General features: G+C 67.8%; 19 protein-coding genes. 15 read left to right on the top strand and 4 right to left on the bottom strand.

Annotated elements, in window-relative coordinates; genetic code table 11:
• Window positions 1–20: 20 nt before the first annotated feature.
• Both BOX37_RS15005 and BOX37_RS15000 read right to left on the bottom strand, forming a co-directional pair.
• On the bottom strand, window positions 21–869 hold the full coding sequence (locus tag BOX37_RS15005; RefSeq protein ID WP_071931517.1) for an oxygenase MpaB family protein: 849 nt from the start codon (window positions 867–869) through the stop codon (window positions 21–23).
• Window positions 870–909: 40 nt separating this feature from the next.
• Window positions 910–2,073, bottom strand: coding sequence for a thiolase family protein (locus BOX37_RS15000; protein ID WP_071928192.1), 1,164 nt, complete (start codon window positions 2,071–2,073; stop codon window positions 910–912).
• A gap of 356 nt (window positions 2,074–2,429) precedes the next feature.
• Here BOX37_RS15000 and BOX37_RS14995 point away from each other — a divergent pair, with 356 nt between their 5' ends.
• Genes BOX37_RS14995 through BOX37_RS14935 form a run of 13 tightly spaced genes read left to right on the top strand, consistent with a single transcriptional unit; the run spans window position 2,430 to window position 14,652 of the window.
• Window positions 2,430–2,654 carry a hypothetical protein gene (locus BOX37_RS14995; protein ID WP_071928191.1) on the top strand — a complete coding sequence of 75 codons (225 nt, stop codon included), beginning with the start codon at window positions 2,430–2,432 and terminating at the stop codon, window positions 2,652–2,654.
• Window positions 2,654–2,839 (top strand): hypothetical protein, encoded by a 186-nt coding sequence (locus tag BOX37_RS14990; protein ID WP_071928190.1) that lies wholly within the window; start codon window positions 2,654–2,656, stop codon window positions 2,837–2,839. Before BOX37_RS14995 ends, BOX37_RS14990 begins: the two co-directional genes overlap by 1 nt.
• A 41-nt stretch (window positions 2,840–2,880) precedes the next feature.
• A complete protein-coding gene (locus BOX37_RS14985) occupies window positions 2,881–3,732 on the top strand; it encodes an MlaE family ABC transporter permease (RefSeq protein WP_071928189.1) in 852 nt (283 codons plus the stop codon).
• Window position 3,733: 1 nt separating this feature from the next.
• Window positions 3,734–4,597 carry an ABC transporter permease gene (locus BOX37_RS14980; RefSeq protein ID WP_071928188.1) on the top strand — a complete coding sequence of 288 codons (864 nt, stop codon included), beginning with the start codon at window positions 3,734–3,736 and terminating at the stop codon, window positions 4,595–4,597.
• A 9-nt stretch (window positions 4,598–4,606) separates the two neighbouring features.
• Window positions 4,607–6,040 (top strand): MlaD family protein, encoded by a 1,434-nt coding sequence (locus tag BOX37_RS14975; protein ID WP_071928187.1) that lies wholly within the window; start codon window positions 4,607–4,609, stop codon window positions 6,038–6,040.
• Window positions 6,037–7,059 carry an MlaD family protein gene (locus BOX37_RS14970; RefSeq protein ID WP_071928186.1) on the top strand — a complete coding sequence of 341 codons (1,023 nt, stop codon included), beginning with the start codon at window positions 6,037–6,039 and terminating at the stop codon, window positions 7,057–7,059. The genes BOX37_RS14975 and BOX37_RS14970 overlap by 4 nt, the downstream gene beginning before the upstream one ends.
• Complete coding sequence (locus BOX37_RS14965; protein ID WP_071931516.1) at window positions 7,056–8,069, top strand: MCE family protein; 1,014 nt, start codon at window positions 7,056–7,058, stop codon at window positions 8,067–8,069. Before BOX37_RS14970 ends, BOX37_RS14965 begins: the two co-directional genes overlap by 4 nt.
• On the top strand, window positions 8,069–9,175 hold the full coding sequence (locus BOX37_RS14960) for an MCE family protein (RefSeq protein WP_071928185.1): 1,107 nt from the start codon (window positions 8,069–8,071) through the stop codon (window positions 9,173–9,175). The genes BOX37_RS14965 and BOX37_RS14960 overlap by 1 nt, the downstream gene beginning before the upstream one ends.
• Window positions 9,172–10,278: an MCE family protein gene (locus BOX37_RS14955; protein ID WP_071928184.1), complete on the top strand. Its 1,107-nt coding sequence runs from the start codon at window positions 9,172–9,174 to the stop codon at window positions 10,276–10,278. Before BOX37_RS14960 ends, BOX37_RS14955 begins: the two co-directional genes overlap by 4 nt.
• Window positions 10,275–11,459, top strand: coding sequence for an MCE family protein (locus BOX37_RS14950; protein ID WP_071928183.1), 1,185 nt, complete (start codon window positions 10,275–10,277; stop codon window positions 11,457–11,459). Before BOX37_RS14955 ends, BOX37_RS14950 begins: the two co-directional genes overlap by 4 nt.
• Before the next feature lie 16 nt (window positions 11,460–11,475).
• Window positions 11,476–12,072: a hypothetical protein gene (locus BOX37_RS14945; protein ID WP_071928182.1), complete on the top strand. Its 597-nt coding sequence runs from the start codon at window positions 11,476–11,478 to the stop codon at window positions 12,070–12,072.
• The gene (locus BOX37_RS14940) at window positions 12,069–13,292 is read left to right on the top strand and encodes a TetR/AcrR family transcriptional regulator (protein WP_071928181.1); all 1,224 of its coding nucleotides are present in this window, start codon (window positions 12,069–12,071) and stop codon (window positions 13,290–13,292) included. Before BOX37_RS14945 ends, BOX37_RS14940 begins: the two co-directional genes overlap by 4 nt.
• A 55-nt stretch (window positions 13,293–13,347) precedes the next feature.
• Window positions 13,348–14,652, top strand: coding sequence for a TetR/AcrR family transcriptional regulator (locus BOX37_RS14935; protein WP_071928180.1), 1,305 nt, complete (start codon window positions 13,348–13,350; stop codon window positions 14,650–14,652).
• A gap of 121 nt (window positions 14,653–14,773) precedes the next feature.
• Here BOX37_RS14935 and BOX37_RS14930 read toward each other — a convergent pair whose 3' ends face one another.
• Window positions 14,774–15,919, bottom strand: a complete 1,146-nt coding sequence (locus BOX37_RS14930) for an acyl-CoA dehydrogenase family protein (protein WP_071928179.1) — start codon at window positions 15,917–15,919, stop codon at window positions 14,774–14,776.
• A gap of 42 nt (window positions 15,920–15,961) precedes the next feature.
• Entirely contained in the window at window positions 15,962–17,470 is a 1,509-nt protein-coding gene (locus tag BOX37_RS14925) for an aldehyde dehydrogenase family protein (protein ID WP_240505351.1), read from the bottom strand.
• Between the two features lie 223 nt (window positions 17,471–17,693).
• Between BOX37_RS14925 and BOX37_RS14920 the strand changes: the two genes are divergently transcribed.
• Both BOX37_RS14920 and BOX37_RS14915 read left to right on the top strand, forming a co-directional pair.
• The gene (locus tag BOX37_RS14920) at window positions 17,694–18,680 is read left to right on the top strand and encodes an NAD(P)H-dependent flavin oxidoreductase (protein ID WP_206045834.1); all 987 of its coding nucleotides are present in this window, start codon (window positions 17,694–17,696) and stop codon (window positions 18,678–18,680) included.
• Window positions 18,677–19,483, top strand: coding sequence for an enoyl-CoA hydratase-related protein (locus BOX37_RS14915; RefSeq protein ID WP_071928177.1), 807 nt, complete (start codon window positions 18,677–18,679; stop codon window positions 19,481–19,483). The genes BOX37_RS14920 and BOX37_RS14915 overlap by 4 nt, the downstream gene beginning before the upstream one ends.
• Window positions 19,484–19,508: the final 25 nt, after the last annotated feature.

Raw genomic sequence — 19,508 nt, 5'->3', positions numbered from 1 at the left:
GATCGAGCCGGGCACGGCCGTCACACCAAGGGCTTGCCCTGATCCCGGCGTCGGCGCATGTCACGCAAGTACGACTCGAAGGGGTACAACCGCCAGGACTGGGGAGCCACCGACAGGACGCGGCCGATGGCACGCATCGTGAGCTCGAACGCCCGCTGCTTGCGAGCACTCCACGGCAGTCCGAGCTCGTCTCGAAAGTGTTGTGGCAGAAAGCCGGTCGTGAAGAACCTGTTCACCCGGCGGAAGAGCCGCCGTTCCCAGGGACGATACGGGCCCATGTCGACCACCTGACTCAGCAGATAGTCCCGCACCTCGTCGTCCACGGAGAGCTCACGCAGTGTCGAATCCCAGTACTCGGCGAAGGCGGCGCGATCGGGCGGCCAGAGTCGCTCCGGCATCTGCAAGGTGGTGCCGAATCTGGCTGATTCGGAGTACACCTCGTCGGCGAACTCCTCGTCCACCGGCCCGAACAGAAGAGTCAGCGAGTCGATCGTGCCCCGGTAGAGACAGGCCGCGACCCACAGTTGGAGTCGCGGATCGAAGGCGTTGTACGGCACCGGGCTGCCGGGGCCCGAACGCACATGCCGGTGCGAGGTGTTGGTGGCGGCGCGAAACGCGGCCCGGTCCTCCTCCGTGCCCAGCATCGCCACCGCCAGATAGGTCACCGTGGTGCGGCCCCGCTTGCGCGGGCGCAGATCGAAACGCCCACTGGTCACGGTGCTTTCCACGACACCGCGACCGACCGGCGCCAGGCTCAGCTGCATGATCACATTGGCGGGCCCGCCGAGAAATGCCGCGGGCCCTGCCATGTAGCGCCGACGATCGCGCGACGGGGCCGATGTTTCCACAGCTGGGGTCTGATGCTGCATGTTCACTCCAGAGTTCCGGGAAAGGCCGACGCGCTGCGCGTCAGAGCCGCTCGATGATGGTGGCGTTGGCCAGCCCGCCGGCCTCGCACATGGTCTGCAGCCCGTACCGACCGCCGGTCTGCTCGAGGTGGTTGACCATCGTGGCGAGCAGGCGCGTGCCCGAAGCGCCGAGCGGATGCCCGAGCGCGATCGCACCGCCCCGCGGGTTCACCCGGTCCGGATCGGCGCCGAGTTCCTGCTGCCAGACCAGCGGCACGGGCGCGAATGCCTCGTTCACCTCGAAGGTGTCGATGTCATCGATGGTCAGCGCGACGCGCTCGAGCGCCTTGCGGGTCGCCGGGATCACCGCGGTCAGCATGAGCGTCGGGTCGTCGCCCAGGACGGCGAAGGAGTGGAAGCGGGCACGCGGGGTGAGCCCCAGCTTCGCCGCCATCGCCTCGCTCATGATCAGCGCGGCCGAGGCACCGTCGGTCAGGGGCGAGGAGTTGCCCGCGGTCACCGACCAGTCGATCTCCGAAAAGCGTTCCCGCATCGCCGGGTCGGTGAACGCGGGGCGCAATCCCGCCAGGGTTTCCACGGTGGTTCCGGTCCGGATCGTCTCGTCGGCGGTGAGCTCACCGGCGGCGACGAGCTCGGCGTCGAAGCCACCCGCCGCGGCGGTGGCGGCGGCGAGCCGGTGTGAGCGCGCGGCGAACTCGTCGAGGGTCGCGCGGTCCAGCTTCCAGCGGGCGGCCAGGATCTCCGCGGCGATGCCCTGTCCGATCAGACCGTCCGGGTAGCGCGCGGCGAGCGGACCGCGCAGGGAATCCTTGCCCTGGGTGTTGGAGAACATCGGCGCTCGGCTCATCGACTCGACGCCGCAGGCGATCGCGATGTCATAGGCGCCGGCGAGCACACCTTGGGCCGCGAAATGCACGGCCTGCTGGCTCGATCCGCACTGGCGGTCGACCGTTGTGGCGGGCACCGATTCGGGGAAACCCGCGGCCAGCACCGCGGTGCGGGAGATGTTGTTGGCCTGCTCGCCGCTCTGGGTGACACAGCCGCCGATCACGTCGTCGACGAGGGCCGGATCGATCCCGGTGCGCGCGACCAGCTCGGTCAGCACCCCGGCCAGCAGGGTGGCCGGATGCACGGACGACAGTCCGCCGCCGGCTTTGCCCCGGCCCGAGGGCGTGCGAACCACATCGACGATGACTGCGGACATTGTTCCTCCTGCGCAGTCGCCGACCCTCGGCGACTTCGGCAACAAGTTACTCATGATTCTCGCGAACGACAACCTTGGCGACATTTCCCACGGCAGCCGGTAGGCAATCTCCGATACATGAGCTATGTTACCGGTAATTCTCGTCACAAACCCGAGAATTAGTAGTAACTTAGCCGAGGTGCTGACCGCGGATCACCGCAAGCATCTCAGAGTAGTCCCGAGAACACGGGGAGGATCGACGGACGTCAAGCGCCCTTCCCCAAGAACGCACAGCAACATCATGCGACCGTCAGCGCTGTCGGCCATCACCGCCCCGCACTGGCACGGTCCCCGCAGGAAGGAACATCGGTAGCGCCATGCTGCGACGGCTGGACAGGTTTCTCAGCTACGAGATGAAGGTGTCGGAGTTTCTCGGCACCCTCGTCATCATCGGCATCCCCTACGGCCTCGTCGGGGTTGTCTGGTCACTCACCCACACGAGCCATCTCGGCGATCTCCACGGTGTCGACCTGGTCGTCTCGTTCCTCGGGTCGATCGTGTGCTGGCCCGTGCTCATCTTCGCGAACGTGACGATGACCTGATGATGGCACTGGTCTGGGTCATCGATCTCGTGGTGATCATCGTCAAGATCCTCGGCGGGCGCACACAGGTCAATCCGGTGCTCCGACTCGGTATGTGGCTCGCTGTTCTCTGCGTGCTCGCCCTCGGTCTGGCCGCCGTCGCCGGACTGGTCGCCCTGCTCCACCACTGGCTGAGCACGCTCTAGCCACCGAGCCCACCCCCGCAGCAAGAAAGGATCGGTGCAGCGTGACGCCGCAACCGGCCACCGAACCGTCCGAGGTCGGACGGATCATCGACAGTGCCACCGGGCTCTGGCGACGACATCCCCAGCAGTCGATCGAGACACTGGGCAGGCAGGTCCTGCTGGGCAGGGCCGCGATCGCCCAGCTGTTCCTGTCGCTGGTGCGACGGCGATTCCCGTTCCAGGAGTTCGTCAAGCAGTGCGCGTTCATGGCCAACGTCTCGGCCCTGCCGACCGTCTTCGTCGCCATCCCGGTCGCGGTGGTGGTCTCGATCCAGGTCGGGGCGCTGGTCAACCAGGTCGGCGCCACCACCTTCATCGGCGCGGTCGCCGGGCTCGGCATCATCCGCCAGGGCGCGCCGCTGGTCACCTCGCTGATGATCGCGGGCGCGGTCGGCTCGGCCATCTGCGCCGACCTCGGTTCGCGCACCATTCGCGAGGAGATCGACGCGATGAAGGTGATGGGCGTGGATCCGGTGCGCCGGCTGGTCGCCCCGCGCTTGGCGGCGGCGGTCCTGGTCAGCATGCTGCTGTGCGGATTCATCGTGTTCGTCGGCTTCGCCACCGCGTACCTGTTCAACGTCTACGCCCAGAGCGGCACGCCCGGTTCGTTCATCAGCTCGTTCGCCTCCTTCGCCGTGGCCAACGACCTGCTGGTCGCGCTGTTCAAGGCGGCGATCTTCGGTTTGCTCACCGCGATCATCGCCTGCGACATCGGCCTGCACACCAAGGGCGGCCCCGGCGGCGTGGCCAACTCGGTCAACTCGGCGGTGGTCACCTCGGCGCTGATGCTGTTCGCCACCAACATCATCGTCACCCAGCTCTACAACAGCTTCTTCCCCTCGAAGGTGGTCTGAGATGGCCGCCGAGTACATCCCGCCCACGTTGCGCCCGGTCCGGGTGATCACCACCGCGGCCAAGGTTCCGGTCCACGCCAACCAGCGCATCGGCCACCAGGCCATCGTGTTCTTCCAGGCGCTGATCGCCATCCCGTTCACCCTGCGCCACTACCGCAAGGAAGTCGCCCGGCTGGTCGCCGACGTCGGCTGGGGTAACGGCTCGCTGATCGTCGGCGGCGGCACGGTGGGCGTGGTGGTCGTACTGTGCGCCTTCGGCGGCATCACCGTGGGCGTCGAGTCGTACACAGCGCTGAACCTGCTCACCATGGGACCGCTGACCGGTGCCATCTCCGGCTTCGCCACCACCAGGGAGATCGCGCCGATCCTGGGCACGCTCGCCTTCGCCATCCAGTCCGGCTGCCGGTTCACCGCCCAGCTCGGCTCGATGCGGATCTCCGAGGAGATCGACGCCCTGGAATCCATCGCCATCCGGCCACTGCCCTACCTGGTCACCACCCGGATGATCGCGGCCACCATCACCATCATCCCGCTCTACACCCTGGGACTGGCGGTGGCCTATGTGGCGACCAAGCTGTCGGTGCTTTTCCTCGGCGGGACCACCGCGGGCACCTACGACCACTACTTCTTCCAGTTCCTGGTCGGTGGTGACGTGTTCTTCTCACTGTTCAAAGTGGTGGTGTTCGTCCTGATCGCCGCGTTCATCCAGTGCTACTACGGCTTCGTGGCCACCGGTGGACCCGAAGGCGTCGGGGTGGCGGCCGGACGCGCGATCAAGATGGTCATCGTCGTCATGGTCTTCGCCAATCTTTTTCTCACCCTTGCTATCTGGGGCATCGACCCCGGATTCCGGATCTCGGGATAGGTCGATCGAATGATTCTCGATCTCAGCGGCCGCGGCCCCAAACCCCTGCAGCTCACGCTCGCGGGGCTGGCGGTCATCACCGCGTTCGCGGTCGCGCTGTTTCTGCTCGCACTCCGCTACAACGGGGAGTTCGAGGACACCGTGGTGGTCGGCGCCGATCTGACCAGCACCGGCGACGGGCTACCGCAGCGTGCCGATGTGAAGTTTCGCGGCATGGTCGTCGGCGCGGTCGGTTCGGTGGAGATGGTGGCCAAAGGCGAACGCCAGTACGCCACCTTCGAACTGAAACCCGGTCTGGCCGAGACCATCCCGGACACGGTGACTGCCCGCGTCGTGCCCGACAACATCTTCGGTGTCTCCTCCATCCAGCTGGTCGACAACGGCGCCGCGGCCTCGACTCTGCGCGCGGGCGTTGTCATCGCCGAGGACACCAGCGAGGCGACGATCCAGCTGCAGTCCACCCTCAACACCCTGCGCGATGTGCTGTCCACCATCCAGCCGGAAAAGCTCGGCCGGGTGCTGGCCACCCTGTCGGCGGCGCTCGACCCGAGTGCCCGCGTCCCCGGGTCGACCATCGAGCGGCTCGACACCTGGCTCACCACCGTGCACCAGATTCCCGAGATCGGCGACCTGCTCGGCGATCTCGGCCGCGCGGCGACCGCGCTGAGTCAGTCGGCGCCGGAACTGGTCGGCGTGCTCGCCGATTCGGTCACCTCGGCGCGCACGCTCAACGAGCACCGCACCCAGCTGATCGAGCTGCTCGTCCAGGGCAACGCGACGGTGGACTCGGTGAACGTGCTCTTCGCCGCGAACCCGAATTCGGGCAAGGAGCTCGTCGCGGGCCTGGACGACCTGTTCGGCGGCATCGCCCGAGACCCCGGTGCGCTGCAGTCCACGGCGGCCAACCTCAACGAATCGTTGCGGAAACTGCAGCAGGTGTTCAACTTCGGCCCGCGCAAGCAGATGACCTGGCGGATGAACGTGACATTCACGCCGTTCCAGCAGTACACCGCACAGGACTGCCCGCGCTACGGCGAGATGACCGGTCCTCGCTGTGGTGGCCCGACCGTGCCCGACGTCGCGCCACCACAGGAGTATCCGGCCTCGATGGTGCCCCAGTGGCTCGCCTCCGCCGGGCCCGCACCGGTGGCACCGACCCTGACGCTGCCCGAACTGCCCCCGCTGCCCAGCTTCACCATGCCGACGATTCCCGGCCTGCCGCCGATCCCGGGGCTACCCGCCATTCCGGGGATCACCGCACCGGCCGCGGCCATCGATCCCGCGCCCGCCGCCGCCCCGGCGGCACAGCCCGGACTCACCGGCATCGCCGCGGTGTCGGCACTGGTCGGCGGTACGCCGACGTTCAGTCAGCTGCTGCTGCTCGGGTCGATCCTGGGCACCGTTCCCGTCGTCCCTGACACAGAAGGTGGTGTCCAACAGTGAAATCCACCAAAGCGCTCATCGGATTCAGCTTCTTCGTCGTGCTGGCGACGGTGCTCACCTACACGATCTGGTCGACCCTGCAGCGCAGTGTCCCCGGCCAGACCTCGAGCTATTCGGCAGTGTTCACCGATGTCCTCGGACTGCGCGTCGGCGACGACGTCCGGATGGCGGGGGTACGGGTCGGCCGGATCGACAAGATCGATTTCACCGACGACTACGCCGCGCAGGTCGATTTCCAGATCGAGGCGCGCCAACAGCTGACCGATTCCACCAAGGCCCTGGTGCGCTACCAGAATCTGATCGGTCAGCGCTATCTCGCGCTCGCACCCGGTACCGATGCGGGATCGGTGATCCCGCCTGGTTCGCGGATTCCGCTCGACCGGACCGAGCCGTCGTTCGATGTCTCCTCGCTGCTGTCGGGGTTCGAGCCGCTGTTCAGCGTGCTGCAGCCCGATCAGATCAACTCGCTGTCGGAGACGCTGATCCAGGCGCTGCAGGGCAACGAGGTGTCGCTGTCGGCGCTGATCACCCAGGCCGCGCAGCTGGCCAGCACCTTCGGTGAGCGCGATCAGATCCTCGGCGACGTGCTGAGCAACCTCAGCTCGGTGCTGGCCGGTCTGGCCAACCGCAGCGGCGAACTGGAAACCCTGATCACCCAGACCCGCAGCCTGATGGACGGGCTCTACGTCGAAGGAGAATCGTTGAAGAGTTCGGTCGAACGGGTGGCCGGTGCGACGGACTCGCTGGTCTCGCTCATCGGAGCGGTCAAACCCGGTATGGCGAGCGCGCAAAGCAACGCCACCACGGCGGTGATGATGCTGCTCTACAACGGCGCGGCACTCGATCGGATGGCCGTGGAGTTCCCCGACTTCCTCAACGGCGTCGCCCGGTTCACCCAGTACGGCACCTACGGCAACGCCTACATCTGTCGCCTCGACGTGTCGCTGTGGGGCGTTGCCCTGCCCGAGGGCCTGTTCTCACAGGTCGGCGGCGACGCGCAGTCGGGGGTGTGCCGATGATCAGCCCCCGTATCCCAGAATTCCTGCGCACCAACCGGCACCTGAGGCTCGGACTGCTCGCGGCTGCCACGGTGCTGGCACTGCTCGGCGCGTCGAGCCTGCTGACGCAGGTCCGGCTCGGCGACATCACCATTCACGCCGAGTTCGCCCAGGCCGCCGGCCTGCGACCGGGCGCGACCGTCGACATCTCCGGAATCGAGGTCGGTGCGGTGCAGTCGGTGAAACTGGTCGACGACCGGGTCGATGTGGCGCTGCGTATCCGCCACGACATCCGGCTCGGCGCCGACGCGCGCGCGGCGATCAAGATGTCGACCATCCTCGGCCGCCTGCACATCGAGCTGGTCCCCGGTGACGGAAAAGGACTGCCCGATAATCGGATCGGCATCGACAACACCTCGGTGCCGTACAACCTGAGCAAGGTGATCCAGGACCCGACCTATACCTCCTCGTTCGAGCGGATCGAACGCATCGACCCGGACAAGCTGCGCACCGCGCTCGATGTGTTCAGCGCCCAGCTCGGCGATTCGCCCGCCATGGCGGTACAGGCCCTCGACAGCATCGGCGCGCTCGCCCAAGTGATCAACAGCAGGCGCGACGAGGTCGACATCCTGTTGAAGAGCATGGACCAAGTCTCCCAGCTGGTCTCGGACAACCGCAACAGCGTGCTGGTACTGCTGACCAGAGGCGAGGCGATCGGTGCGGCCGTCCAGCAGCGCCAGACGCTGCTCACCCAGCTGCTCGACAATGTCGCCGAGATGTCGAAGCTGCTGCAGGACATGGGTATCGAGAACAACGGTGAGCTCGGACCGCTGATCGCCGATCTCAACACCATGTCCGACGGGTTGACCAAGAACAAGGAGAACCTGGACCGGATCTACGAGATCGCCCCGGTCACGCTGCGCCAGTTCAACAATCTGCTGGGCAACGGTCCGTACGGGGAGATCTGGGCGCCATGGATCCTGCCGGACAACTGGCTGTGCTTCGCGCAGGCCGTACAGGGGTGCAACTGATGAGCACGAGTACCACACGCGCGGGCAAGCTGGCGGCGGTCTGCCTTGCCGCACTGCTCGCGTCGGGCTGCGCCCTGCTGCCCGACAGCGTGACCGGCCTCGGCGACCGGATGCTGAGCGAGCAGAAGCGCATCAGCGCCGACTTCGAGAGCGTGGCGGGCCTGTACCCGGGCAACGAGGTCGCCATCCTCGGGGTGCCGGTCGGTGTCGTCGACTCGGTGACACCGCGCGGCAGTTTCGTCGAGGTGGTGATGTCGGTCGATCGCGACGTGCGCATCCCCGCCGACGCGATGGCGGCACTGATCTCCCCGCAGCTGATCACCAACCGCCACGTCGAACTCGCCCCGGCCTACACCGGGTCGGGACCCGAACTCGCCGACGGGGCGCACATCCCGCTGGCCCGGACCAGGACACCGGTCGAGCTGGACCGGATCCTGGCCAACTTCGACCAGCTCGGCGAGGCGCTGAAGGGCAACAGCGAAGACGGTCCGATGGCGAGCCGGGTGCTGTTCCCGCTGCTCGACGGCAACGGCGACCGGCTGCGCGAAACGCTCGACGAGCTGTCGGCGGCCTTCGAGGTCACCTTCGCCAACAAGGACCAGATCGCCAACACCATCATCGAACTCGGTGAGATCACGCAGATCATCGCCGAGAACGACCAGACGGTCCGGGATTTCAGCGGGCGCATCACCGAACTGGTGGCGCTGTTCGGTCAGCAGTCCCCCGGGCTGCAGGCGGTGCTGACCCAGCTCGACGACTTCATCACCAACACCTCCTCGGTGGTCGGCGAGAACCAGGATCAACTCGCGGGCGCGCTCACCAAGTTCGTCGCGATCGCCGCCCAGATGCGGGCCAACGCCCGCAATCTCACCGAGATCATCGATGTCGGGCCCCTGATGTTCGAGAACTTCGACAACGCGATCAGCCGCGAGCACCAGGCCCTGCGCCTGCACGGTCTGCTCGACAAGATCGTGCTCGACAGCGAGGTGATCGCGACGTTCTGTGAGCGGGTGCAGATGCGCCTCGACGGGTGCCGCACCGGCAAGATCTCCGACATGGGCCCGGACTTCGGGCTCACCGCCGCGCTGTTGGGACTGACGCGATGACTCTTCGCACCACGCTGACCGCGGCCTTGTGCGCCGTCGCCGTCACCGCCAGCGGTTGCTCGATGACCGTGGCCGAGCTGCCGATGCCCGAACCCGGCATCGGCGGACCCGGCTACACCTTGCACGCCACCTTCCGGGACGCGCTCAACCTGCCCGATCGCGCGCATGTCAAGATCGGCGGCACCGATATCGGTGTGGTCACCGGCATTTCGACCACCTCGTTCCTGGCCGATGTCGAGATGCTGATCCGCACCGACATCCAACTGCCCGAAGGCACCACCGTCGAACTCCGCCAGGCGACCCCGCTGGGCGACATCTTCGTGGCGGTGACCCTGCCCAGCGCCGAGGAGGCCGGGCCGCCGCTGCGCGCGGGCTCGACCATCGGACCCGAGCACACCGCCTCGGCCGCCTCGGTCGAGCAGCTGATGATGTCGGTCTCGATGCTGATCAACGGCGGCGGCCTGAACCAGGCGGCCAGGGTCACCGCCGAACTCGACTCCATCTTCGCCGGCAAGGCGCCTCAGCTCCAGCACCTGATCGGTGAGATGACCGCGGTCATCGCCGCGCTCAACGCACGCACCGGCGACCTCGACGCGACGCTGTCCGGCCTGTCGGTGCTGACCGGCGAATTGGCGAGCCGCAAAGCCGAACTCGGCGCCGCGGCGGACAGTTTCCCGGAGCTGATCGGGCTGTTCGCCGAGAACAACCAGGCCATCGTCGACCTGATCAACAAGGTCGCGGTGACCATGGACGCGCTCGGCGACTTCAGCGCGACGAACGGACCACAGTTCGTCAGTCTGTTCCAGAGTATCCAGAATCTGATGTCCGGATTCGTGCAGATGGACGATGACCTGGCCGGCGCGCTCGAGGGCTTCCACCAGATCTATCCCTCGGTGATGGACAGCATGCGCGGACCCAACCTCTCGGTCGGGGCGATCGTGTCCTACCTCGACGTCGGCGCGGTCACCGATCCGGCAGGCAGCCGCTGGCCCGACGGCACCGACATCCCTGCTTTCGTCGGCAGTCTCGCCGACGTGATCGCCAAGGTGACCGGCCGCCTCAACAGCACACCGCAGCAGCCATCGCAGGAGGGCCCCCGATGAATTCTCCGTTGTGGCAGTGGCTGGTTCGCCAGCGCGTCGCGGTGGCCAACGTCGGCCTCGTCGTCGTCATGGTGCTGGGCAGCTTGTACCTGGGCGGCGCGATCCTGCGGATCGACCCGACCAGCTCACCGTTTGCCGTCACCGTCGAACTGGAGACCTCGGGCGGACTCACCGCGGGCAGTGACGTGACGTTCCGTGGAGTCCGAGTCGGCCGAGTCGAGGACGTGCGCGTGGCGGGCGAGGGTATCGCCGCGGTGGCCGAGATCGAGGAGGGCACGATGATTCCGGTCGGCGGCACGGTCGCCGTCGCCCGCCTGTCGGCGGCCGGTGAGCAGTATCTGGACTTCCGCCCCGACACCGACACCGGGCCGTACCTGGGTCACGGTGCCGTCGTCTCCCGGGCCGACACCGCGGTGCCCGTTCAGGTGTACTCGGTGCTGGGCAATATGGCGGGGCTGGTCGGCGGCATGAACCCCGAACGGCTCAACGTCATCGTCGACGAGCTCGACAAGGCGTTGTCCGGCGGGCCGGACGGTTTGCGCAACATGATCTCCGGGCTCAGCCGCGCGATGTCCGGGCTCACCGATCTGCTCCCGCAGACCGAGCACCTGCTGCGCAATCTCCAGGTCATCGCCGAGACGACTTCGCATGCCCAGCCCGACCTCGGCACCATCACCAATGCGGGCAGCGCCTTGTTCCAGCAGTTCACCGCCGCCGACGCGGAGCTGCGGCACCTGCTCGAGTACGGGCCCGGCCAGCTGTCCACCCTCGGCGGGTTCATCTCCCGCACGCACGATCCGATCACCGACCTGGTGACGAACTTCGTCGCGATCACGCGCGCGGCGAAACTGCGTCAGCCCGCCATCGAGCTGCTGTTCCCCAGCCTGAGCCGTTTCGCCGAGGCGGTCGGCGTCCCGGCCCACGACAACGCCTTCTTCACCCTCGTCGATCCCTGGCCGCGACCGACCTGCGACTACGACACCGTTCCGATCGTGCCGACCACCCCGACGACCGACACCAGGGTGCGGCTCTACAACTACTGCGTCACCGACAATCCCGCGCTGCAGGTCCGCGGCTCGGCCAACGCCCCGCGACCCGCCGGCCCCGACAACGGTGCGGGACCGCCGCCCGGGGTGACCGGCGACGAACTGTCCCAGCCCGCGGTGCCCGCACCCCGATGAAGGAGTCCGAAGAATCATGAGCAGCGACGAAACACCCACCAGCTCAACAGCATCCGAGACACCCGAAGCCACCGCGAAGGTCTCGGCCAAGGCCAAGTGGTGGGCGATGGATCGCAAGACCCTCGGCCTGCGCTGCGCCGCCGCGATCGTGCTCGGCGCCTCGGTGGCCACCTCGGTGTACCTGTTCGTCGAGAACAAGGACACCAAGGATCTGCTCGCGGCGCAGCAGCAGGCCCGCGAAGCCGCCTGCCACTACGGCCCGGTACTGGCCGACTACGACAGCAAGAGCCTCGATCCCTACTTCGCGGCGGTGCTCGACGGCGCGACCGGCGACTGGAAGAAGCAGTTCGAATCGACCAGTACCGAACTGCGCGATGCTCTCACCCAGGGCGAGGTCGTCTCCAAGTCCACCGACACCCAGTGCGCGCTGCGCAGCGGCGACGAGGCCTCGGCCGAGGCGATCGTGGTGATCGGGACGACCATCTCGAGCCTCGGCACCGAACATCAGGCCAAGCCCAGCCAGCTGTCGATGGTGCTGAGCCTGCGCAACGACGACGGCCGCTGGCTGGTCGAGAAGGTGAACTCCCCGCTACCGGCGGTGCCCGCCCAGTGATCGACCCAGCCTCTTCCGCCGCGCCGCCGCGCCAGGTGCGACGCAGGCCGAAGAACCGCCGTGCCCAGATCGCGGCCGAATCAGCCGCCGCGTTCGGCGCCCACGGCTACCACGGCGTCAGCATGGACGAGATCGCGCGTCGGCTCGACATCAGCTCCACCGCGCTCTATCGGCATTTTCCCAGTAAGTACGCGCTGTTCCGGGAGGAGCTGCTGCGGTTGTCGGGGCTGGCGGTGCGCGCGGTGGAACTGCCCGAGGCCGCGGTCGAGTGGTCGCCACGTCAGCGCCTCGATCACGTGCTCGACGCGGTCATCGTGCTGACCATCACCAACCGTCCCACGGTCGCGCTGGCCCGGTGGGAGCGTCGCTACCTCGAGCCCGTCGACTTCGTGGAGTTCACCGACCAGTTCACGACCGCGATCGCCACGGTGCGCGCGATGATCCGGCACGTGCGTCCCGAGCTCGACGGCTACGACCGAGTGGTCCGCGCCGTGTCGTTGTTCGCGGTGATCAGCAGCATCGGTGACCACCACGTCACCATGTCGGTGAAGGCGCTTGCCCCACTGCTCAAAGCGACCGTCTGGGCGATGATCGACGCGGATCTGTCCGGCGAACGTGACGCGGCGCCGATCCGCGGGGCCGGCGAGCGGCTACCGCCGTTCAAGCACGAGTTGTTGCTCCGCAAGGCGGTGGAACTGTTCCATGAACACGGCTATCCGAACGTCAGCGTGGAAGACATCGCGGTGGCCTCGGACCTGTCGGCCGCCTCGGCGGTGTACCGCTACTACCGCAGCAAGAGCGACCTGCTCGCCGCGGCGTTCCGGCGCGCGGCCGACCGGGTGTCCGGGGCGATCACGCCCGCGGTGAGCGCCGCGAACACCCCCGCCGAGGCGCTGGAAACGCTGATCGACCTCTATGTCACCGGGTCCTTCGACGAACGCGCGCTGACCTTCGTCTACTACGCCGAGTTCAGCCATGTGGACCGGGCCGACCAGGTGACCCTGCGCCACCTGCAGCAGGTGATCGTCACCGAATGGGCCACCCTCGTGACCGAGGCCAGACCGGAGCTGTCGCTCGGCGAGGCCAGAATCCTCGTCCACGCCTCGTTCAGTCTGGTGGTCGATCTCGGACGGACCTTCGGCGATGACGGAATCTGCCCGCCGGACCGGGTGATCCGGCTCCTGCACGCGGTCGCGCTCGGCCGGCCGCTCCCGAGCTGACCCACGGTACGGCAGCCCAAACCGGTGCGACGGGCCTACCAGGTCAGGCGATAACATGACGGGCAAGATCATCGCCGAACGCGCGCTACCGCGAGGAACAAAGGGCAAGACAACGAGTAAGCAGGCAGACGAAGCACCCTCGGACACACCGGCCCGCACGGTCCGGCGCAGGCCGAAGAACCGCCGTGCCCAGATCGCGGCGGAATCAGCGGCCGCGTTCGGCGCGCACGGCTACCACGGCGTCAGCATGGACGATATCGCCCGTCGGCTCGATATCAGCTCCACCGCCCTCTACCGCCACTTTCCGAGCAAGTACGCGCTGTTCCGGGAGGAATTGCTGCGGCTGTCCGGGCTCGCGCTCAGTGCCACCACGCTACCCGCCGAGGCCGCCGATTGGACGCCACGTCAGCGTGTGGACCACGTCCTCGACGCGATCATCAGCCACACCATCGCCAATCGGCCGACGGTGGCGCTGGTGCGCTGGGAACGCCGCTACCTGGAGCCCGCCGATTTCGACGAGCTCAACGCGCAGTTCACCGGGGCCATCGCCGCGCTGCGCACCCTCCTCGGCGAGGTTCGCCCCGAACTGAGCCGCCGCGATCGCGCGATCCGGGCGGTCTCGATCTTCGCCGTGGTCAGCAGCATCGGCGATCACCATGCGACGGTGCCGGTGAAGGCCCTGTCCGCACTGCTCACCGCGACGAGCTGGACGCTGATCGACGCCGATCTCGATCGCCCGGGCACCGCGACCCGGTCGGACCGGAACAAACAGCGCCATCAGCCGTTCAAGCACGACCTGCTGCTGCGCAAAGCGGTGGAACTGTTCCACGAGCGGGGCTATCCGAACGTCAGCGTGGAAGACATCGCCATCGCCGCGGAGCTGTCGGCTGCCTCGGCGGTGTACCGCTACTACCGCAGCAAGAGCGACTTGCTGGTGGCCGCCTTCCGCCGCGCGGCCGATCGGGTGTCGGCGGCGATCGCGCCCGCGATCGTCGCGGCCGACACCCCGGCCGACGCGCTGGCGACCCTCATCGGGCTCTATGTCGCCGGCTCGTTCGACGAACGCGCGCTGACGTTCGTGTACTACGCGGAGTTCAGCCACGTCGATCACGCCGATCAGGTGACCTTGCGGCATCTGCAGCAACTGATCATCGCCGAGTGGGCCAAGCTGGTCGTCGCGGCCCGGCCGGAACTGTCGATGGGCGAAGCCAGGATCCTGGTGCACGCCGCCTTCAGCCTGGTGGTCGATCTCGGTCGCGCCTTCGGCGACGACGGAATCTGCCCCGAGGACACCGTGACCCAGTTGCTCGAGACCATCCTGCTCGGGCGGCCGCTGTCGACGGTCTCGCCCCCGAGCTGAGCGCGAACCCGCCCAGCCACCAGATCGCGGCGGCCACCCAGCGCGCCCTCGCGGCCCCCGAAATCACGTTCCCGGTGGGCGCCCGGCCGGAGCTCCGGCCGGGCGCCCACTCCCCTCCTGGTCAGAGGCCGAAGGTCTTGCCGATGATGTCGCGCTGGATCTCGCTGGTACCACCGAAGATGGTCGACACCAGGGCGCCGCGGACATGCTTTTCCATGTCGAACTCGCGGGCGTAGCCGTAGCCACCCATCATCTGCATGCCGGCCAGTGCCACCTGCTTGGAGGTCTCGGTGGCCTTGAGCTTGGCCATCGATGCCTCGCGAGCGAAGGTCTTGGCCGGGTTGGCGTCCACCGCGGCGGCGACGCTGTAGACCAGCAGCTTGGTGCACTCGATCTCGGTGGCCAGATCGGCGACGCGGTGCCGCAGGGCCTGGAAGGAACCGATCGGCCTGCCGAACTGCTTGCGCTCGCTGATGAACTGCAGGGTGTCCTCGAACGCGCGCTCGGCCGCGCCCAGGCTCATCGCGGCCAGGATCAGCCGCTCGAAGTTCAAGCCCGTCATCAGCTGACGCCAGCCGTTGCCCACCTCGCCGACCACCGCGTCCTCGGGGAGCACACAGTCGGTGAAGTACAGGTCGTTGGTTTCCTTCTGGTTACCCATCAGCTCGATCGGGCTGATCTTCAGGCCCGAGGTCGTGGCGGGCACGTGGAACATGGTGAGTCCCTCGTGTTTGCCGCCGCTGCGATCGGTGCGCGCGACCAGCAGGATGTTCTCGGAGATGTGGGCGTTCGAGCACCAGGTCTTCTGACCGTTGATCAGCCAGCCGTCGGTGGTCTTCTCCGCGCGGGTGGTGATGTTGGCGACGTCGGAGCCCGCCTCCGGCTCCGACATCGAGATCGACTGCGACGCACCACGAACGATCCCGCGCAGCACCGCGTCCTTCTGCGCCTCGGTACCGAACTTGGCGTAGGCGCCACCGGTGATCAGCGTCGGGCCGATGGCGCCGATCGGCAGCAGGCCGCGCAGGCTCTCCTCGAGCAGGATGCACATGTCGACCATCGAGGCGTCCGAACCCCCGTACTCCTCGGGCACGGTCAGGCCGAGCCAGCCGAGCTCGGCCATCTTGGCGTAGACCCCCGCGTTGTGCTGCTCGGCGTCGTGGTCGGTGAGCGCGTCGCGCTTCTCCCGCGTCCCGGCCTCGCGCTTGGCGAACGCGGCGACCGCCGCGGCGAAATCCCGCTGTTCCGGGCTGAATTGGACGCCCATGAGTGTGTCCCTCTGCTTTCTGTGGTCGGTGGATGTACTGACTTACTTCGCGCGCCCGAAGCGGCGGGCGGTGAGCTTGCGCACGAGCGACATGGTGGACGCGGTGCGGGAAAACGACAGCAACGCCATGCCGGGGATGACGAAACGCTGCCGCGCGATCGAATGCGGCCTGGTGAAGCCGAGCAGGCCCGCGGCGCCGTGGATGCGGCCGATGCCGGACTCCCCCACCCCGCCGAAAGGCAGCGCCGGGATCGCGGCGTAGGCGGCCGGGCTGTTCACCGAGGTGGCGCCGACCCGCAGCTGCCGGGCGATCTCCATCCCGCGCTTGCGGGAGAACACCGTCGAGGCCAGGCCGTACCGCGAGGCGTTGGACAGCCGGATCGCCTCCTCGACATCGCGCACCCCACGAATGGTGAGGGTGGGGCCGAAGGTCTCCTCCGCGACGGCCAGCGAGTCCTCGGGGACATCGAGCAGCACGATCGGGCCCACGAACGGTGCCTGGATGGACTCGCGGCCACCGAAGACCGCCTTCGCGCCCTTGTCCAGGGCATCCTCGACATGGCTGCAGACCACGTCGACCTGGGCGGGCAGCGTCATCGGACCGTAGGCGGCATCGGGGCCCGAACCGGGCGTCAGCTCGGTGACCCGCTTGGTCACCTCGGCGACGAACTCGTCGAGCACCGAGTTCACCACGTAGCAGCGTTCGGTACCCACACAGGTCTGACCGGAGTTGGCGATCGCCGACCAGACGACCGCGTCCGCCGCCGCGGCGACATCGGCGTCCTCGGCGATGATGGCCGCGTCCTTGCCGCCGCATTCGAGGACCACCGGGGTCAGGCGCTGCGCGGCCGCGGCCATGATCTTCTTGCCGGTGGCCGTCGAACCGGTGAAGGCGATCATGTCGACATCGGACTCCACCAGCGCGCGCCCGGTCTCGCCGTCACCGCTGACGACGCTCAGAATGCCTTGGGGCAGCGCGGGATTGGCCTTGGTGAAGGCATCGGCGAACCAGTGCCCGACCCCGATGGTCAGCTCGCTCGGCTTGAACACGACCGTGTTGCCCGCGGCCAGCGCGTAGGCGATGGACCCGTTCGGCGTGTACACCGGGTAGTTCCACGGGCCGATCACGCCCACCACACCGTGCGGCCGCTGTTCGATCACCGCCTCGTGGTTGGCCATCATCAGGCCGGGGAAGACCTTCTTCGGCTTCAGCACCTTGGGCGCGTTGTCCGCGGCCCAGTTCAGGTGCTCGACGGCGGTGATCACCTCGAGGTAGGCGTCCTCGAGCGGCTTGCCGTTCTCGGCCTTGATCAACTCGCAGAACTCATCGATGTTATTGACGATGCCAGCAGCCCAGCGTAGAAGTGCCCGCTTCCGCTCGGTGAACCCGAGTTCACTCCACGTCTGCGCGGCGGCACGAGCCCGCCCGACGGCCGTGGCGACGCTCGCGGCGTCATCGACGGCCCAGGTGCCGACCGGTTCCCCCGTCGCCGGGTTCACAGTGCTCACCATCGTCGCAGAAATGGATGCGGTCGTGGGGGTTTCGGTCATTCTCGACCATCCTTCAGATAGCTCGACGGCGCCCTCGCACCGCACAGGACGGGTAGGGCGCCTACGGGTTCCAGCGCGCCGCGCGACCTATTGACAGGTCGCGTCGGCCACCGTTAAGTTCATCATAATTCTCGTTAAGTTAATCACGATTCTCTTCGGTTGCAAAGAGCTGTCACCGCTCGGCACCACTGTGGGGAAGCGTCGAATCCGGAGGGAGAGCGCGATGCTGCGCACCCGATTCACCGAGGCCTTCGGTGTCGAGCATCCGATCGTGCAGGGCGGAATGATGTGGGTCGGCCGGGCCGAACTCGCGGCCGCGGTCTCGGAGGCGGGTGGGCTCGGCATCATCACCGGCTTGACCCAGCCCACCCCGCAGGCCTTGCGCGAGGAGATCGCCCGTACCAGGGATCTCACCGACAAGCCGTTCGGGGTGAATCTGACCATCCTGCCGTCCATCACGCCGCCGCCCTACGCGGAGTATCGCCAGGCCATCATCGATGGCAGGGTGCCGATCGTGGAGATCGCGGGCGGCAATCCGGCCACCCACCTGCCCTTCCTCAAGGACGCGGGCATCAAGGTGCTGCACAAGTGCACCAGTGTCAAGCACGCGCTCAAGGCGCAGCAGGTCGGCGTCGACGGGGTGAGCATCGACGGCTTCGAATGCGCCGGTCATCCCGGCGAGAACGACACACCGGGCCTGGTGCTCATCCCCGCCGCGGCCCGCGAGCTGGAGATCCCGATGATCGCCTCGGGCGGTATCGCCGACGCCAAGGGGCTGGTCGCGGCCATGGCACTGGGCGCCGACGGGGTGAACATGGGCACCCGGTTCCTGTGCACGGTCGAGTCGCCGATCGCGCACGTGGTCAAGGAACAGATCGTCGCCAACACCGAGCTCGACACCAAGCTGATCTTCCGCACCATGAACAACACCGCCCGGGTGGCCGACAATGCCGTGAGCCGCCAAGTGGTCGAGATCGAGCGTGCCGGTGGCAGTTTCGAGGACGTGCGCGAGCTCGTCGCCGGTGCCCGTGGCCGCAAGGTCTACGAGGACGGCGATCTGGACGCGGGCATCTGGAGCGTCGGTCAGTGTCAGGGCCTGATCCACGACATTCCCACCTGCGCCGAGTTGGTCGGGCGGATGGTGCGCGAAGCCGAGGATCTCATCGCAGGCCGGCTCGCGGGCGCGATCGTCGGGGCGGTGGCCCGATGAGCGCGAGCATCCAGATCGAAGAGCACCAGGGGACCCTGCGGATCACGATCGACCGCCAGGCGCGCATGAACGCCATCGACCTGGCCACCATGGATGAACTGGGCGCGCTGATCGTCGACGCCCAGCACCGCCCCGAGGTGCGGGTGATCGTGCTGACCGGCGCGGGCAAGGCGTTCTGCACCGGCGCCGACCTGGCCGCCGCGGCCGCCGCGGGCGGCAACGAGGCGTCCCCGGAGCGGGTGATGGACAGCGCCAACGCGCTGATCCGCGCCATCGTCGATTCCCCGCTGCCGGTCATCGCCCGGGTCAACGGCCCCGCCGCCGGGGTCGGCGCCTCGATCGCGCTGGCCGCCGATCTGGTCTACGCCGCCGAGTCCGCCTACCTGCTGTTGCCGTTCACCTCCATCGGCCTGATGCCCGACGGTGGCGCGACCGCGATGGTCGCCGCCGCCATGGGCCGGGCAAAGGCCGCCGAACTGGCCTTGCTCGGTGCCCGGCTGCTCGCGCCCGAGGCGGCCGCGGCCGGCCTGATCACCCGCAGCCTGCCCACCTACGAACTCGATGCCGAGGTCGAGGCGGTCGCCGCCAAACTGGCCGCCGGGCCGCGTCGGGCGCTGCAGCTGACCAAGGCCGCGCTCAATGCCGCGACCCTGGCCGAGCTCGACGCCGCGCTGGCCAGGGAGAAGACCGGCCAGTCCGAGCTGCTCGTCTCGGCCGACTTCCTCGAGGGCATGACCGCCATGCTGACCCGCCGCCCACCGCGATTCGCCGGTGCGCCCACTCCGATCGCCGACCCGGCCTAGTCCACGCCCCCGAGGAGACGACCCC

The organism is Nocardia mangyaensis, assembly GCF_001886715.1.
Classification (GTDB): domain Bacteria; phylum Actinomycetota; class Actinomycetes; order Mycobacteriales; family Mycobacteriaceae; genus Nocardia; species Nocardia mangyaensis.
This window is presented reverse-complemented; position numbering and strand designations above follow the sequence as displayed.

Bases quoted from the DNA above. Each gene is read 5' to 3' on its own strand.
- BOX37_RS14995 (WP_071928191.1), top strand. From the start codon at position 2,430: ATGCTGCGACGGCTGGACAGGTTTCTCAGCTACGAGATGAAGGTGTCG.
- BOX37_RS14950 (WP_071928183.1), top strand. From the start codon at position 10,275: ATGAATTCTCCGTTGTGGCAGTGGCTGGTTCGCCAGCGCGTCGCGGTG.
- BOX37_RS14925 (WP_240505351.1), bottom strand. From the start codon at position 17,470: ATGACCGAAACCCCCACGACCGCATCCATTTCTGCGACGATGGTGAGC.
- BOX37_RS14920 (WP_206045834.1), top strand. From the start codon at position 17,694: ATGCTGCGCACCCGATTCACCGAGGCCTTCGGTGTCGAGCATCCGATC.
- BOX37_RS15005 (WP_071931517.1), bottom strand. From the start codon at position 869: ATGCAGCATCAGACCCCAGCTGTGGAAACATCGGCCCCGTCGCGCGAT.
- BOX37_RS14960 (WP_071928185.1), top strand. From the start codon at position 8,069: ATGAGCACGAGTACCACACGCGCGGGCAAGCTGGCGGCGGTCTGCCTT.
- BOX37_RS14930 (WP_071928179.1), bottom strand. From the start codon at position 15,919: ATGGGCGTCCAATTCAGCCCGGAACAGCGGGATTTCGCCGCGGCGGTC.
- BOX37_RS14990 (WP_071928190.1), top strand. From the start codon at position 2,654: ATGATGGCACTGGTCTGGGTCATCGATCTCGTGGTGATCATCGTCAAG.
- BOX37_RS14975 (WP_071928187.1), top strand. From the start codon at position 4,607: ATGATTCTCGATCTCAGCGGCCGCGGCCCCAAACCCCTGCAGCTCACG.
- BOX37_RS14965 (WP_071931516.1), top strand. From the start codon at position 7,056: ATGATCAGCCCCCGTATCCCAGAATTCCTGCGCACCAACCGGCACCTG.
- BOX37_RS14915 (WP_071928177.1), top strand. From the start codon at position 18,677: ATGAGCGCGAGCATCCAGATCGAAGAGCACCAGGGGACCCTGCGGATC.
- BOX37_RS14980 (WP_071928188.1), top strand. From the start codon at position 3,734: ATGGCCGCCGAGTACATCCCGCCCACGTTGCGCCCGGTCCGGGTGATC.
- BOX37_RS14955 (WP_071928184.1), top strand. From the start codon at position 9,172: ATGACTCTTCGCACCACGCTGACCGCGGCCTTGTGCGCCGTCGCCGTC.
- BOX37_RS14945 (WP_071928182.1), top strand. From the start codon at position 11,476: ATGAGCAGCGACGAAACACCCACCAGCTCAACAGCATCCGAGACACCC.
- BOX37_RS15000 (WP_071928192.1), bottom strand. From the start codon at position 2,073: ATGTCCGCAGTCATCGTCGATGTGGTTCGCACGCCCTCGGGCCGGGGC.
- BOX37_RS14935 (WP_071928180.1), top strand. From the start codon at position 13,348: ATGACGGGCAAGATCATCGCCGAACGCGCGCTACCGCGAGGAACAAAG.